The sequence below is a fragment of the Ralstonia sp. VS2407 genome (genome assembly GCF_052950655.1).
This window is the reverse complement of sequence record NZ_JBRFVG010000002.1, coordinates 546,106-559,974: the sequence shown is the minus strand read 5'-3', so window position 1 is coordinate 559,974 and position 13,869 is coordinate 546,106. Positions and strand designations below refer to the sequence as shown.

The following is a 13,869-nucleotide window of genomic DNA, read 5'->3' as shown; positions in this document are numbered from 1 at the left end:
GGAGGGAGCAGGCGCTCGACGGGGCCGGTGTTTGTGTCCAGCCCTGAATACGCCGTCACACCCTCCGGTTCGCGCACGCGAGCGGTTAATCCAGTGAGATTAATCGGGTGGAGGCGTGAAGCTCGTGCCGGGTTTATTGCGCCTGACGCCCCCGTCCGAGCGATAGCTTTTCCAACAACAATTCAACGTTGACCGGCTTGGGCAGGTGGTCGTCGAATCCGGCGGCAATCGCGGCGTCCCGATCCTGCAGGGAGGCCAGGCCGGTGAGCGCCAACGCGTAGATACGTCGTCGCCCGCCTTCTTGTTGCCGAATGCTCCGCAGCAGCGCGTGGCCATCCGTTCCTGGCATCGCGAGATCGCTCACAAGAATGTCGAACGAACCAGCCCCGATGCACGTCAGTGCCTCTTTGGCCCCGGAGGCTGTCTGTACCTGCGCACCCAGACTGCGAAGCAGGTAGGTCAGGGCTTCCTGAGACTGCGTGTCATCGTCGACCAGCAGCACCGATAAACCATCCAGCCGTTCGGCTCCGTTCGCCGCGCGCCCAGCGAACGCATGCTCGTCAACCTGGGCCTGAATGAGCGGTAGGCGAACCGTCAGCCTAGTGCCTCGACCTTCGCCCTCGCTGCTTGCTGTCACGGTGCCCCCGTGCGCCGCAACCAGATGCTTGACGATCGACAGACCCAACCCGAGCCCGCCGTATTCACGTGTCCGACTGGTATCGGACTGCATGAAGCGGTCGAACAGCTTCGGCAGCAGTTCGGGTTTCACGCCGATGCCGTTGTCCGTGACGGAGAGTTCGACCAGCGTTCCGAGGCGCGTTAAGGCGACTTCGACCCGGCCACCCTCCGGCGTGAACTTCAAAGCATTGCCGATCAGATTGGACGCCACCTGTTGCAGACGGCGCGCATCGCCACTGACGACGGCCTTGGTTTGCAAGCCGGAGGTGATTAGCGTGATTTCCTTCTTGGCCGCTGCGGGTCGATGGCCTTCCACCACGGTACGGACGGCGGCTGCAAAGTCGATGGGCTTCACATCAAGCGAGAATCGGCCGGAAGAGATCCGGGACACATCCAGCAGGTCGTCGATCAATTCGGCCTGCAACTGACAATGGCGCAGGATCGTCTTGATGGCATGTTGATCCTTGTTCTCGCTGGTCGCCGGATTGCGCTCGCTGGCAGCCATGAGCACTGCCGCCCAAGTTGAGATTACGTTGAGTGGCGCCCGCAGTTCGTGCGAAACGAGGCCGAGAAAGTTGTCCTTGGCAGTGTTAGCGCGTTCGGCTTCGCACCGAGCGGCTTGCGCCGTGCTGACTGCCCGCTTGAGCTCGTCGATGTCCTGGAAGGCGAGAACTGCGCCGTCGATGCGATCATCGGCGGTACGGTAGGCGCGCACGTTGACCAGCCACCAGCGGCCCTCGCTGTCCTGGTACTCCTGCTCCAAGCCGGCCAGGCCTTGGACGGCGGACTGCACTATGTGCTCGACATCAGCGGCCGAGAAGAGGCGGTTCAACTGTGCCAACGGCCGCCCGACGCTGTCTTCGGGCAAGCCAAACAGCGTCTGGGCCTGCGGCGAGAAATGGCGCAGGCACAATTGCCGATCAAGTAGCAGGACGGGCAGCGGGATGCCTTCGACAAGATTGCTCAAGTCGTCATTCGCCCTGTCGAGTTGATCGTTGCGCGATTTCAGTTCGACGTTCAGGGAGCCCAGCTCCTGGTTGGCCGACTCCAGCTCTTGCTTTGCCAGCAATAACTCTTCATTGGCGCTCTGGAGTTCTTCGTTGGTGCTGAGCATCTCCTCGTTGGCAGTCCTGAGCTCCTCGTTGGCCGACTCGAATTCCGCAATCACTGTCTTGAGCTGCGCCTGTGCAGCTTCGAGTTCATCTGACAACGTGGTGACGGTACGCTCGAGTTCCTGAACGCGGGTGTGGGGTGAGCCTGGGTTGGTGCTCTGTACGGCGAGCGCGTCGTCTGGCAGGCGCTCCAGCGTGACCAAGAAATGCGGTACCAGGTCTTCGGCAACTAGCGGCAGCACGTCCAGCGCGAAGCGGGTGTCTCCAAGCGCCACGCGCTCTCGACGCACTGGCTGGCTTGTTCGCTTGGCTTCGATCAGCGCGGTGCGCACCGTCACGTTGAGTTCCGGCTGTAACAGGCGCGGCAGCGCCAGCGACGCTTCGCCGCTCGCGGGCGCGACGAAGCCCGACACATCGCCGCAAAAGTGCACTACGTTACCGTTCTCATCAACGATGAAGCCGGGTGGCGCATACCGTTCGAGAGCGACCCGATTGGCGGCCTCAATAACCGGGTCGACGGGCTGCACACGGCGCACCGGAGGTGTGCCGCCTTGGCTCGCCCATGGCCGCAGTGCATCGATCGGGAAGGTCGCCTGCTGCCGCTTTGCTACGGGCACCTTACGGTAGAGGTGCGGTGCGCCGGCATGCTCGAAGCCATCGACTCCCGATGCTGCCTCGGCCCGGCCAAGCAGCACGAAACCATCTGGCCGGCAGGCGTAGTGCAGCATCTCGAGCACATGCTGCTGTGCTTCTTTGCGCAAGTAGATAAGAAGATTGCGGCAACTGATGAGCCCCATGCCGGAGAAGGGCGCGTGGGTCAGCACGTTGTGCCGTGCGAAGACACACATATCCCGGATCGACTTGCGCACGACGTAGCCTCCGGACGTCGCTGCGAAGGTGCGCTCGCGAAACGCCTCCGGCACGTCGTCCACCGCGGCAATGCCATACCTACCTGCGCGCGCAATCTCGATGGACGCCTCGTTGATGTCGGTGCCGAAAATTTGAACGCGGCGGTGTGGCGCTTCCCGGTCCAGCGCATCTTTCAGCAGCGTGGCGATGGTGTAGACCTCCTCGCCTGTCGAGCAGGCAGGCACCCATACGCGGATCGGATCGTGCTTCAGTTCCAGAAGGGCTGGTATCACCGTTTGCCTGAGCACGTTGACGAACTCGACATCGCGGAAGAACGCGGTTACGCCAATGAGAATGTCATCTCGCAGTGCTTCGGCTTCCCGCGCATCCCCGCGCAGCAACTGCAGGTAGCCGCCTACGTCGCGGTCCTTCTGTAGCAGCACACGGCGCAAGAATCGACGACGCAGGTTGACGTCCTTGACGTAGCTGAGGTTGATACCGGTCTTTTGCTGCACGACGGCGAGCGCAGTGCCGAGGGCGTCGGCGTCGCCTGCCTGGGCGTTGGCGGTCTCGGGTTGGGGCGCTTCACCAAAGCGCCGGACCAGGCACTGGGCTATGTCTTCCGGTGGCAACACCTCGTCGACCAGACCGGTGTCGATTGCCGCGGCCGGCATGCTTTGTTGGCTGGCCGACTGCGGCTGCTGGGCGATGACGAAGCCGCCGGAGGCTTTAAGGTCGACAAGGCCGCTGGCTCCATCTTGACCAATGCCGGAAAGGATGACCGCTGCGCCGTTGACGTCGGGATCCTGGGCGAGCGACGCCAAGCAGGCATCGATCGGCAGGTGAAGGCCAGCCTGCCGGCGCGTGAGCCGGAAATGACCGTCAAGTGCAATCACACCGGCGTTCTCGGGCAGCACATAGAACCGGTCGTGTTCGATTTTGCGCAGATGAACGAGTCTTTCAACCGGCATGCGCGAATCCGCTTGGAGGATGCCGGCCAGTTGGCTCTCTTGGTTCGGGTCGAGATGCGTAATGACGAGTACCGCGAACCCAGGGTTTTCTGGCAGCGCGGCCGCAATCGTACGCAACGCATCCAGGCTACCTGCCGATCCTCCCAGCACCACCACCCGCAACAGCTCCGAAGGCATCGACGCCACGTCTGCACTCCTACCTTGTTGTAAAACGTCGGCGCAGTCTATCCCGGCCATTTACGCGCATCAACCATACGGGACGCTCCTCACGCCTATGCATGGTGCAGGTATCTCGGCGGTGACGTTGCGAGTGTTCGAGAGTGACGCTGAAGCCGTGTTCGCTTGCCAGATCGCTCCCCATGCCGCGCCGACGCCCGTGCCCGCGCAGTTGAGGATCAGCCACCGCCCGTGCGTGGGCGATGGCGCCGCTGGCCGATGTGAGCCGCCGGGAGAGGATGCGGGAAACGTCCCGATCTCTTCGGCGGGGCGGAGCGGGATACAGAGAAACTGAGGTGGTTGCGGGAGCGGGAACGGGCCCTGTAGGTCACTGGTGCGTGCACCCAGCCGTAACGGCGCTGCCCCGGGGTGCCGATCGGCGAAACTACGCGGAAACCATTGACTGGCCCGGGATAAATCCATCAATGATGGCTTCCGCCATCTTCGTTGCCGCCCGTCTGGCGATACCAATGCTCTCCCAATGATCAGCCTGCAGCGCGAAAATACGAGAATGCTCGGTACTGGGTGGCATCCCTTCCTGGCAAATCAACACGGAAGCACTGTAAGACCGATCGGGACGCCGCTCATGCCATTCACGAGGCGGGTCAAAGAGGTAGATCAGGGGGTAAACATCGAACCCCTTATAACGGCAAGTCGGATAGGCATCCACAGCAATCTCCGTTGAAAAGGGGTGGCCTCACTGTACGCTCTTTCCGCTTGCTCCATTGAACTATCCGCGAACGAGCGAATGCGGATTGCGCGGCCATTCATGCGCCCCGTGATCCCGCTGGCTTGAGGTCTCCTTGCCAAGGCTGCACGTGCATATCGAGGGTATGGTCACCTTGTGCGGTTTTCGCGTGGAGGCTGTCTCGGATAACTTGCGCGATGGCCAGGCGACACAAGCTTTCAATGCCGCCCATGGCTGCCGAGACTAGATCCGGCGCGCTTGCCAACACCCTGAAGGACCGCCTTCCTTCCCCCACGAAACTGGTGAATTGGACGCAGTTCGGCTCTCCATCGCGGACAAAGCCCACAGTGATGGAGTACGCCATGCCTTTTGCCGCTCCGGGGAGTGTGCAGAGAAAGCTGGTCTTGTCGGTCGCATGATTCATCTTGCTTCCTGGTTTGTCATGCGAGCAACGCGCCTCGCCAACGCAATATCAATACAGCAAGGGCTATAGAAAAACGTTGCACCCCTTACAGCGACGCCACCGATTCGCCGGGTACCAGGCCATTGATGACGTCCTCGCCGAACTTCAGCGCCCCCCGCCTCGCGGTGCCGACATTCTCCCAAACGGTGGGTGTCATTCGAAAAACGCGCGAGTGCTCGGCTCCTGGTTGATGACCTGCTAGGCAGATCACCACAGATGCGTTGAAGGTACGATCGGCACGCTTGCGCGGCCAAGACTGGGCCATCTCGGTCCTGTATACCAATGGATACAGGTCGAAACCCTTGTACGTGGCTGACGGGCTTGCATTCATGAATGGCTCCAACCGATGGTGGACGTGATCGATACCCGGCTGGATATCGACATTGACTGGCCACAGCAATCTGCTGATTGGCCGGGGCAGTTAGTTATGAGTCCGCCCCCAAATGATCGACGGTGATCACGAGCATCCGATCTCCACGGTCCGCTCGGGCATGCACGCCCAACTGCGCCCGTAGAAAACGGTCAAGCATGCGCTGCAACTGACCGAGGTCTTGCCGGTCTGCGTGCATCAACTGATTCATGGCATCGTGCGCAAACGCGATCGTGAGCGTCCTCACGTGCCAGATACGGCTATCGAACTGAGGCACTTGCCAGTTTGCGCCGAGCACACTCGGTTCGAAGAGCCAGGTCCGCACATCCTGCCCGGTAATTTCATCGAGCACCGGCTTGGTAAACGCGACAAGGTCGAGCATCACGGATCTCCATGACTTACATCGCGAGTCGGAGCATCAACGGGCAAGCGTCCGTGTGCGGAGCATGAGAATGGTGGGGCTCACTGTACTCCCATATATGCACGGCTGCGTGTCGGGGCTAGCGCCAGATGAGTGAGCGACGAAAAAAAAACCCGCGTAGCGAGGTTTTTTTATTGCGCGCGATAGCGATCAGTTCGCCGTAATCTTGGTCGCGACCGGGCCTTTTTGGCCGACGCCCGATACAAAGCTGACTTTCTGCCCCTCTTGAAGCGACTTGAACCCATTGCCCTGAACTTCAGAGAAATGAGCAAACAGATCATTGCCGCCTGCGTCAGGGGTGATGAAGCCGAAGCCCTTGGAGTCGTTGAACCACTTTACGATACCGGTTTCCATGTTGGATTCCTTAAATGTTCTGGTCGAGCCCATGCTCACCAGGCATGACAATCAAGGAAGGAACAATGAGAAAAAGGTGTCGCCTAGCGTGACAACCCAGAACATCGGAGTAACTGCTTGAAAAGCCTGCGACGCAAGGTGTACCGGCATCGCAAGGTTCTGTCAATTGAAAAGGAGGTAAACCCGGAAATAAGTCGTGAATGTGGATGGGGCCGCTCTTTGCAACCATTCCATGTTGTCCATACGCCGCCGCGTTCGGTTGTGAAGGTCGAGCAGTGGCCTTCCATTGCTATCCGCAACGCGAGCCATTGAGGGGCCCAGAGAGCGGTGATTGCGAGAAGCTGTTACTATGCGCAACCTTTACCCGTTCTTCGAATCGATCGGGCTGGGTGCCTGGCAAGAAGACTCATCAAACGCTGGGCACCCGTCGGGCGTACACCCGAATCATCTTGGGCCGCACGGCTCATCACCTACCTGACCGGCGGTTTGTCCGCTCCGTACGCAGCGCGCATGTACTAGGCGTGCCAGCCTACGCAAGTACGGTCACCTCGTTGCCAATCGCTTGCTCCGTGCATTTGTATGCATGACCCAAAGGCGTTGGCCCTACCCATCGTGGCGTAGCTCATCAGCAGGAACTGGTTTGCTCAGGCGCTTCATGCCTGCATCAGCGCTCGCCCGAAATCTAGCAGTGTATTGAACAAAATCGACTCCCCGTACACGTTGTCCGTGTACCCAATTGAACAAGAACCAGGCGTCTGGTTTGCCACCTACCTCATCAATGAGTACAGGGATGGCACGGAACGCATCCTCGCCAACGTCTCGATGCGTCACAACGTACACGGCACGGAAGCGCTCGCAAGGAATGCTGCACGGCTTGCAGGAAGGGCAGCCATCGCACGCTTGGCGCCCCATCACAAGAACTGAACCGCCAAAGCCGCCCCGCGCGGCTTTTCCGCTTGCGGCAAGAGCAGGCGCAACCGAGCTGTCAACCGGAAGGAAATCACCATGTCTGTTAGCGAAGAGTGGGAAGAGCTGCATCTGACGCCCGAGGGCTGGAAAGATGGCAGCTATCGACACGTACCGGGTGATGCCGTCATCGTCGCGCCACCGGCCAATGATGTACTGACGGTGCGCAGGCATGTTGCTGCCGTCTATGGTGGGCCGTCACGCGTGACAGAAGACAGAACACCGCGCACCGATGACATGAGTCAGATCGAGCAATTGCTGTTGAAGTACGGTGCTCCTGTCTTTGGCGTCTAGACGAAAGACGAAGCGTACGAATGCTCTTCGCGCTACATCGCGCCCACGTTATTTAAGAGAGGAATTGGCATGACACTCTGCCGCGCTTGCCTTGCGATTGAAGTCCACCGACTTGGTGCGTCTGGTCATGCCTTCTTACGAATCACCGATACCCAGAGAATCAAGGCGTCCAAGACCGCGGCGGTCACGGTGAGCACGTTCACATGCCGCACGTGCGGGGCGAGCTGGACGTATCGCGAAGGGAAAAGCGTGCCCAACCCGGGTTGGTCGCTCGAGCCGTAAGCGCCTTCATAGGTTCGCTAGCCGCCGGCGTCCTGGCCGAGGCTCTGAGAAACGCCTGGCAGCAAGTCAGCCAAATGACTCCTGGAGTGCAACACCGTGCATCGCCCATCCCAATTCGCTCAGCGCGCGCTACCTGTTCTCTTGAGGCTGTTTTCCTCGCTGCCATTACGCATCATCCACGGCATCGGGCGCGCGGGCGGGCGGCTTCTCTATGCCGTACCCGGCGGATATCGCCGTCATGTCCAGCGCAATGCTGCGCAGGCCGGATTCAATGCGCCCCGCTTTGCGCGGCAGGCAGCAGCAGAAACCGGTGCAATGATGAGCGAACTGCCGAGGGTTTGGTTTCGTAGCGATGCGTGCATGGCCCAGGTGATCTGCGAGGACTGGAACGTCATCCAGGAGGCATTGGCCGAGCGCAATGGGCTCATCATGCTCACCCCCCACCTGGGTTGTTTTGAGTTGGCCGCACGCTATGCGGCACAACGCATTCCACTAACAATCATGTTTCGCCCGCATCGCAAAGCCTTGCTGCGCGGCTTGCTGGATGCCGTGCGCGAGACTTCGAACTTGAAGGCAGTGCCAGCAACATCTGAAGGCGTGCGATCGTTCGTACGCGCATTGCGCCAGGGTGATGCGGTCGGCCTTCTTCCCGATCAAGCCCCAAAGGGCGACGGTGTGTGGGTTCCGTTCTTTGGCCGGCCGGCGTACACCATGACGCTGCCGGGCAAGCTCGCCAAGCAGACGAACGCAGCCCTCATTATTGCCGCCGGCGAGCGCCTGCCCGGCGGGCGCGGCTGGCGGATGCACGTGAAGCGCCTGACTGGCCCGCTTCCCGATGGCGCCGAAGCGCAGGCCGCATGGATCAATGCAGAAATGGAAGAGATGGTCAGGCGTTTTCCTCAGCAATACCTGTGGGGCTACAACCGATACAAGGTGCCTGCCGGTGCGCCATCGGCTCCTACGGCCACTGTATAGGCGCATGTGTCCTCTGCGCGCCCGCTCTCATGAAGCGCTTGACCCTGTGCTTAGTTCCTTTGGATAGTCCAGAAAGTGCCAGCTCTGCCGTATGGCCGTAAAGCACGCTGGCGAGCAGCGCTGCCAACATCGCTCAGAAGGGCAGTGTCGTGGTTGGTAAGGTCGTGAGCACTATGGCCGAAATCAGTGATGGTTCAAGCAAGATCGCTGACATCACCGGCATCATCGAAGGTATTGCATTCCAGACGAACATTCTTGCGCTCAATGCCGCCGTGGAGGCCGCCCGCGCGGGGGATCAAGGCCGCGGCTTTGCAGTGGTGGCAGGCGAAGTTCGTGCACTTGCGCAACGTTCGGCCACGGCTGCGAAGGAAATCAAAGATTTGATTACTGCCTCTGTCAGCAAGGTTGAAGATGGTGCCCAATTGGCGTCTGAGGCCGGGGCGACAATGTCTGAAGTGACATCGGCTATCGCACGGGTGACAGGCATCATGAGCGAGATCGCCGAAGCTTCAGTTGAACAGAGCAGAGGTATCGAGCAGATCAACCTTGCGATTGCCCAGATGGATGAGATGACGCAGCAGAATGCCGCGCTTGTGGAGCAGGCCGCGTCAGCGTCTGCTTCGTTAGAGGATCATGGGCGCCAGCTTCGCGATGCAGTCGCATTCTTCCGCTTGGACAGCAGCGGGCAGATGATTGCGGCGCCGGTCAGAACGGCCTGAGACGGAGGTTGGCGCGGTGAGAATGGCAAGACCAAGCGCTCAATACCGCGCGTTTCTTAACTTGGCGCGACCGAATACACAGCCGTATCAGCCCTGATGCCGAGGTCACGACGGAACGTTTCTGGATCGAACCCCTGCTGAATCTGCTGCGCCTCGATTGCGGATTTCGCGGTCTCCATCGCGTGGAGGCTGGCCCATTCGACGATGGACACCACGTTGAACTCGGTGGCGCCGGCTGTGTGCGTCAGCACTGAGCTTTTCAGGCAACCTGGTTGGGCCGCGAGCAGGGCCCTCGCTTGCTGGATGCGCTCCATGAAAGCCGGCATCGCGGCGGGAGGCACGGCGAAGCGGCCGATGCGGAAAACCGCCATGTGTGAGTCGTCGGAAGCTTGTGCGGATGTCATGCTGAACCTCGTTATTAGGCGTGGATAAAAGATACCGCCGTACTCTAAAATCTCAAGTAAGGTTGAGGTCAAGAGGTTCGCGCATGAAAAAACTTCCTTTGGAAGAAATGGGTATTCCGCTCACGTTGAGCGTGGGAGAGGTATCCCGCCGCAGTGGCGTACCCGTGTCGACACTGCATTTCTACGAGACCAAAGGACTCATCGAAAGTCACCGCACGACGGGCAACCAGCGCCGATATGCGCGCGACGTCCTGCGCCGCGTAGCGTTTGTGCGTGTAGCGCAGCGTGTCGGAATTTCTTTGGGTGAGATAGCGGCTGCGCTGGACAAACTGCCCAAGGGCAGCATTCCGGACCGCGAAGCGTGGTCGCGATTGTCGACGACATGGCGCAGTGATCTTGATGAGCGCATCGCTCAACTCAAGAAGCTGCGCGACACATTGGACGATTGCATTGGCTGTGGCTGCTTGTCGATTGACCGGTGCCGCCTGCGCAATCCGCTGGACAAGCTAGCCCAGGAGGGGGCTGGTCCGCGACGACTGATGGTCAAACTTCCGAAATCGTAATGACGGTAAGTCGCGGCGGTGCTCTGCAGACCTGCGCTCTTGCAGCTATGCAGGCAATCCGGCCAAGTTCAACGCATGGCCCAGTTTCGAGGCGAGCGCGGGCGCGCAGTCGACTCCGCTGAACTGTCGCTCGAAGCGGAAAGTCGGGTGCAATTCAAGCACGCGTGCCGCGGCGGTTCGAGCTTCGTCCAGCCGATTGAGGCCAACCAATGGCCCGATCAGGATGACGTAGTTGATGCTGTGCCCCGGGTTTGATTGCACCGCCAGATAGGCCGCCTTCGCTGCTGCTGGCAACTCGTCCTGAAGAAAGTGCCCTAATGCCTGCGAACCGAATGCAGCAAATGCCCAGGAGTCGAATGGGCTGAGGCGCAAGGCGCGCTCGCCCCATTCGATTGATCGATCTGCCACGGCTGCCCAGCTGTAGAGGACGCTGCCGAAGATGTGGGCCAGTGCGGTCGAAGGGCTGAGCGATAGCGCAGCCTCCAGCGCCGCAAAAGCCGCAGCGCGATCGTGCGCATCCATGCCGAGCGAGAAACCGGCGAAAGTCAGCGACAACGCATCGTCGCGGCCGTGCTCCAGCGCAAGGCGTGCGTGGTGTATTGATGCGGCGCGGTCCGCTTCCTGCAGGCCAGCTCGAAGAAAGCGGTTGTGATAGCACATTGCTGCAAGCGCGTAAGCAAGCGCGTACGTGGGGTCCAGCGCCATTGCGCGGTGCAGCAGCGGCAGGGCGTTTGCCGCGCGGTCGGGCATACCGGAATCAACGTCGGGTTGGGCGCGTAACACGAGCTCGTAGGCATCAAGGCTATCCGGCCGTTTGCGGCGGATCCGCTCCACCTCGGCACGACGCAAGCTCGGCTCGATCGCACCGACCACCGCCAACGCGATCTCGTCCTGCAAGGCGAACACATCACCGAGCTTGCGATCGTATCGATCTGCCCAGACATGCACACCGCTTTCCGCATCGACAAGCTGTGCGTGAATCCGCACGTGGTCTTCGCTTCTGCGCACGCTGCCTTCGAGCACGTAACGCACGCCAAGATCGCGGCGAACCTGCTTCACGTCGATGGAGCGATCTCGGTAGATGAAGCTGGAGCTGCGTGCGATCACGAACAGCCACTTGATGCGCGATAGGCCAGTGATGATGTCGTCGACCACCCCATCGGCAAACCATTCGGCATCACCTGTGTTCTCGAATGGCAGTACCGCGATCGATGGCTTTTCCAGCATCCGTCCTGCGGGCCACTGCGCCGTATAGCCCGCCCCTTGCTGAGCACGCGTGGCAGGCGGCCCAACATAGCGATAGCCATGGCGGGGCAACGTCTCGATCCAGCCTGCGCCGTTGTCTTGAGCGAGCACGCGGCGCAGCGCTGCGATCTGCACCGTGAGGTTGCTCTCCTCGACCACCAGCTTTGGCCACGCCGCTTCAATCAGCGCATCCTTGCTCACAGGCGCAGGGGCATGCTCAAGCAACAGGTGCAGCAAGGCAACCGCGCGCCGGCCGAGAAGCGTTGGCTCGCCACCGCGAAACAGGATCCCTGCCTCGGCATCGAGCGCGAACTGCTCAAACTTGTAAGTGCCTGACATGGTGACGGTGTCCGTAGCTTCGGCAAAATTTTGCAATAAATTCGGATGAGATTCACGACCTTTCGGCGGCACAGATGCAGAGTCAAGACACTCTTCCATACCCTGAACTCGTGGAGGTTCATCATGACTGCAGAAGCGATTATCCGAATGCCCGGAGAGGGCAGGCAGGTGCGGCTTGCCGGGCAACCCATGGCCTTCCTCGTCACCGCAGAGAGTACCCGCTACACGTCGATGTTCGAATGGACGATCCCGGTCGGCTTTTCCACCGGGATGCACGTGCATCGCGTCCAGGAGGAAACCTACTATGTGTTGGAGGGCGAGTGCGACTGGCAAGTTGGCGACCAGCGTGTGCGCGCGACGCCGGGTGCCTACCTCTTCCTGCCGCCCGGCGTCCCGCACAACATCGGCAATACTTCCGGCAAGCCGGTGCGTGTTCTGCTCACCGTGTCGCCGCCCGGGCACGAGCGCTATTTCGAGGAGATTGCCGACATCGTGGCGGGGGGTAATGGAGCGGACTCTGCAAGGATTGCCGAGCTTCGCGCCCGGTACGACACGGACCAGTTATCGTCGCTCGGTACGTAGATGTCGTCGTGAGTATCGACAGGCGCGGGAACGCCGGGAGGCAGATGCTTACAGCGTCTGCTTGCCCTGGCGTGAGGAGCGCAGCGTACCGCTTATGGCAGTTCCTCCGGCGGGCCGAGGGAGCGTGAAAAGGGCCGGCTCGCGGTCGTCTTTTCCGGCTTGCGGCCTATATTGGGTGTTACGGTCGGCATTGCTCGAGCGGAGGGCCCAATGAAACGCTTGTACACCTTCATCACGGTTTCAACGTTCGTGCTTACGGGACTAGTGCTCCAATCCTGCGTCGCATTGGGTGAAAAGCCGCTTGATGAGCAACTGGCCGGCGCCTGGACGTATGTCTCGGTCGATACTGTTCGCCCAGATGGCAGTCGCGCGCCCATGTATGGGCCGCATCCGCAGGGCCTCGTCATCTTTGACGGCCACGGTCACTACGCGCTGGTGAATTCACGCGCCGACCTGCCAAAGTACGTCGCCAACGACCGCATGAAGGGCAGTGCGGACGAGTATCGCGCGGTAGCGCAAGGTTCGATTGCGCACATTGGCAGGTACGTCGTAAATCAAGCGGACAGAACCATCACCTTCCGCATTGAGACGAGCACATTTCCGAACTGGAACGGGGTAGAGCAGCGCAGGCCGTTCGTTCTCTCGGGAGATGAATTGCGATGGACCACGCCTGCCGCCTCGGGAGGGGGCTCTGGAGAAATTGTGTTGAAGCGAGCCAGATGACGCTGGCGCGTAGCGCTTGAGTGCTTACCCGGGCTTCAAGGAATGCGCGCGGCGCAAATGGTCTGTTGACTTGCGCAGCTTGATCGCCCAAGCCACAACCGGCTCATTGGCATCGTCGACCTTCAGGACGATGAGCATGCCGGTGTAGCGGGCTTTCCGGTTTGGCCAGAACGGACGTCCCAAGCCCCGTCGAGCTCAAGACGGTATGATCGCCAGCAGTCTCGAGAATCGCTCGGGGACGACGCCAATGATGGCAAGGAGAACCGCATGATCAAGGTCACCGTGATGTACCCGTACACCGAAGGCGCGCGCTTCGACCACGACTACTATCGCGACCGGCACATGCCGATGGTGAAGGCGAGGTTGGGCAGTGCCTGCGCCTACTACACCGTCGAAAAAGGCTTGGCCGGTGGAGCGCCCGGTACACCGCCTGCCTTCGTGGCGATGTGCGCGTTGATCTGCGATTCGGCCGAAGGCTTCCAGGCTGCCATGCAAGAGCACGGCGCCGAGATCATGGGTGACATTGCCAACTACACCGACATCGCACCGGTGGTTCAGGTCAGCGAGGTCGTGGTCGAGCGGTCGGATCGTTGAGCGCATCCTCTGGCATCGTGCGGCAAGCACGTGGAAAGCCGTTTTCTCCAAAGCAGTCCAT

At 60.6% G+C, this 13,869-nt stretch carries 15 protein-coding genes and 2 pseudogenes; 9 read left to right on the top strand and 8 right to left on the bottom strand.

Annotated features, from left to right (window positions below; translation table 11 throughout):
- Positions 1-133: 133 nt before the first annotated feature.
- The 6 genes and pseudogenes from ACU8YE_RS05625 to ACU8YE_RS05600 all read right to left on the bottom strand — a co-directional run bounded on the left by ACU8YE_RS05625 (position 134) and on the right by ACU8YE_RS05600 (position 6,122).
- Positions 134-3,796 carry a CheR family methyltransferase gene (locus ACU8YE_RS05625; RefSeq protein WP_446928274.1) on the bottom strand — a complete coding sequence of 1,221 codons (3,663 nt, stop codon included), beginning with the start codon at positions 3,794-3,796 and terminating at the stop codon, positions 134-136.
- Between the two features lie 415 nt (positions 3,797-4,211).
- A complete protein-coding gene (locus ACU8YE_RS05620; protein WP_316871129.1) occupies positions 4,212-4,496 on the bottom strand; it encodes a hypothetical protein in 285 nt (94 codons plus the stop codon).
- A 60-nt stretch (positions 4,497-4,556) separates the two neighbouring features.
- Positions 4,557-4,938, bottom strand: a pseudogene (locus tag ACU8YE_RS05615) (hypothetical protein).
- An 85-nt stretch (positions 4,939-5,023) separates the two neighbouring features.
- The gene (locus ACU8YE_RS05610; protein ID WP_232039345.1) at positions 5,024-5,308 is read right to left on the bottom strand and encodes a hypothetical protein; all 285 of its coding nucleotides are present in this window, start codon (positions 5,306-5,308) and stop codon (positions 5,024-5,026) included.
- A 94-nt stretch (positions 5,309-5,402) separates the two neighbouring features.
- Positions 5,403-5,729 carry a hypothetical protein gene (locus ACU8YE_RS05605; protein ID WP_446928273.1) on the bottom strand — a complete coding sequence of 109 codons (327 nt, stop codon included), beginning with the start codon at positions 5,727-5,729 and terminating at the stop codon, positions 5,403-5,405.
- A 189-nt stretch (positions 5,730-5,918) separates the two neighbouring features.
- Positions 5,919-6,122 (bottom strand): cold-shock protein, encoded by a 204-nt coding sequence (locus ACU8YE_RS05600; protein WP_045204014.1) that lies wholly within the window; start codon positions 6,120-6,122, stop codon positions 5,919-5,921.
- 693 nt (positions 6,123-6,815) lie between these two features.
- Here ACU8YE_RS05600 and ACU8YE_RS05595 point away from each other — a divergent pair.
- From ACU8YE_RS05595 to ACU8YE_RS05575, 5 genes and pseudogenes are all read left to right on the top strand, one after another.
- Positions 6,816-7,046, top strand: coding sequence for an isochorismatase (locus tag ACU8YE_RS05595; RefSeq protein ID WP_446928272.1), 231 nt, complete (start codon positions 6,816-6,818; stop codon positions 7,044-7,046).
- A gap of 81 nt (positions 7,047-7,127) precedes the next feature.
- Positions 7,128-7,382 carry a translation initiation factor 1 gene (locus ACU8YE_RS05590; RefSeq protein ID WP_092972118.1) on the top strand — a complete coding sequence of 85 codons (255 nt, stop codon included), beginning with the start codon at positions 7,128-7,130 and terminating at the stop codon, positions 7,380-7,382.
- Positions 7,383-7,451: 69 nt separating this feature from the next.
- Positions 7,452-7,664, top strand: coding sequence for a hypothetical protein (locus tag ACU8YE_RS05585; protein ID WP_232039349.1), 213 nt, complete (start codon positions 7,452-7,454; stop codon positions 7,662-7,664).
- 96 nt (positions 7,665-7,760) lie between these two features.
- Positions 7,761-8,639: a lysophospholipid acyltransferase family protein gene (locus tag ACU8YE_RS05580; protein WP_316871125.1), complete on the top strand. Its 879-nt coding sequence runs from the start codon at positions 7,761-7,763 to the stop codon at positions 8,637-8,639.
- Positions 8,640-8,740: 101 nt separating this feature from the next.
- Positions 8,741-9,358, top strand: a pseudogene (locus ACU8YE_RS05575) (methyl-accepting chemotaxis protein); the annotation flags it as partial.
- Between the two features lie 56 nt (positions 9,359-9,414).
- Here ACU8YE_RS05575 and ACU8YE_RS05570 read toward each other — a convergent pair.
- A complete protein-coding gene (locus tag ACU8YE_RS05570; RefSeq protein WP_446928271.1) occupies positions 9,415-9,762 on the bottom strand; it encodes an antibiotic biosynthesis monooxygenase family protein in 348 nt (115 codons plus the stop codon).
- An 83-nt stretch (positions 9,763-9,845) separates the two neighbouring features.
- On the opposite strand from ACU8YE_RS05570, the gene soxR reads away from it, so the two are divergent.
- Positions 9,846-10,325: a redox-sensitive transcriptional activator SoxR gene (gene soxR, locus ACU8YE_RS05565; protein ID WP_446928270.1), complete on the top strand. Its 480-nt coding sequence runs from the start codon at positions 9,846-9,848 to the stop codon at positions 10,323-10,325.
- A gap of 45 nt (positions 10,326-10,370) precedes the next feature.
- On the opposite strand, the gene ACU8YE_RS05560 is transcribed toward soxR, so the two are convergent.
- Positions 10,371-12,095 carry a winged helix-turn-helix domain-containing protein gene (locus tag ACU8YE_RS05560; RefSeq protein WP_446928269.1) on the bottom strand — a complete coding sequence of 575 codons (1,725 nt, stop codon included), beginning with the start codon at positions 12,093-12,095 and terminating at the stop codon, positions 10,371-10,373.
- Positions 12,096-12,098: 3 nt separating this feature from the next.
- Between ACU8YE_RS05560 and ACU8YE_RS05555 the strand changes: the two genes are divergently transcribed.
- The 3 genes from ACU8YE_RS05555 (at position 12,099) to ACU8YE_RS05545 (ending at position 13,808) form a co-directional block, all read left to right on the top strand.
- On the top strand, positions 12,099-12,491 hold the full coding sequence (locus tag ACU8YE_RS05555) for a cupin domain-containing protein (RefSeq protein ID WP_260804311.1): 393 nt from the start codon (positions 12,099-12,101) through the stop codon (positions 12,489-12,491).
- Positions 12,492-12,701: 210 nt separating this feature from the next.
- Positions 12,702-13,214: a lipocalin-like domain-containing protein gene (locus ACU8YE_RS05550; RefSeq protein WP_446928268.1), complete on the top strand. Its 513-nt coding sequence runs from the start codon at positions 12,702-12,704 to the stop codon at positions 13,212-13,214.
- A gap of 267 nt (positions 13,215-13,481) precedes the next feature.
- Positions 13,482-13,808: an EthD family reductase gene (locus tag ACU8YE_RS05545; protein WP_232039357.1), complete on the top strand. Its 327-nt coding sequence runs from the start codon at positions 13,482-13,484 to the stop codon at positions 13,806-13,808.
- Positions 13,809-13,869: the final 61 nt, after the last annotated feature.

Bases quoted from the DNA above. Each gene is read 5' to 3' on its own strand.
- ACU8YE_RS05610 (WP_232039345.1), bottom strand. From the start codon at position 5,308: ATGAATGCAAGCCCGTCAGCCACGTACAAGGGTTTCGACCTGTATCCA.
- ACU8YE_RS05605 (WP_446928273.1), bottom strand. From the start codon at position 5,729: ATGCTCGACCTTGTCGCGTTTACCAAGCCGGTGCTCGATGAAATTACC.
- ACU8YE_RS05600 (WP_045204014.1), bottom strand. From the start codon at position 6,122: ATGGAAACCGGTATCGTAAAGTGGTTCAACGACTCCAAGGGCTTCGGC.
- ACU8YE_RS05590 (WP_092972118.1), top strand. From the start codon at position 7,128: ATGTCTGTTAGCGAAGAGTGGGAAGAGCTGCATCTGACGCCCGAGGGC.
- ACU8YE_RS05585 (WP_232039349.1), top strand. From the start codon at position 7,452: ATGACACTCTGCCGCGCTTGCCTTGCGATTGAAGTCCACCGACTTGGT.
- ACU8YE_RS05570 (WP_446928271.1), bottom strand. From the start codon at position 9,762: ATGACATCCGCACAAGCTTCCGACGACTCACACATGGCGGTTTTCCGC.
- soxR (WP_446928270.1), top strand. From the start codon at position 9,846: ATGAAAAAACTTCCTTTGGAAGAAATGGGTATTCCGCTCACGTTGAGC.
- ACU8YE_RS05555 (WP_260804311.1), top strand. From the start codon at position 12,099: ATGGCCTTCCTCGTCACCGCAGAGAGTACCCGCTACACGTCGATGTTC.
- ACU8YE_RS05550 (WP_446928268.1), top strand. From the start codon at position 12,702: ATGAAACGCTTGTACACCTTCATCACGGTTTCAACGTTCGTGCTTACG.
- ACU8YE_RS05545 (WP_232039357.1), top strand. From the start codon at position 13,482: ATGATCAAGGTCACCGTGATGTACCCGTACACCGAAGGCGCGCGCTTC.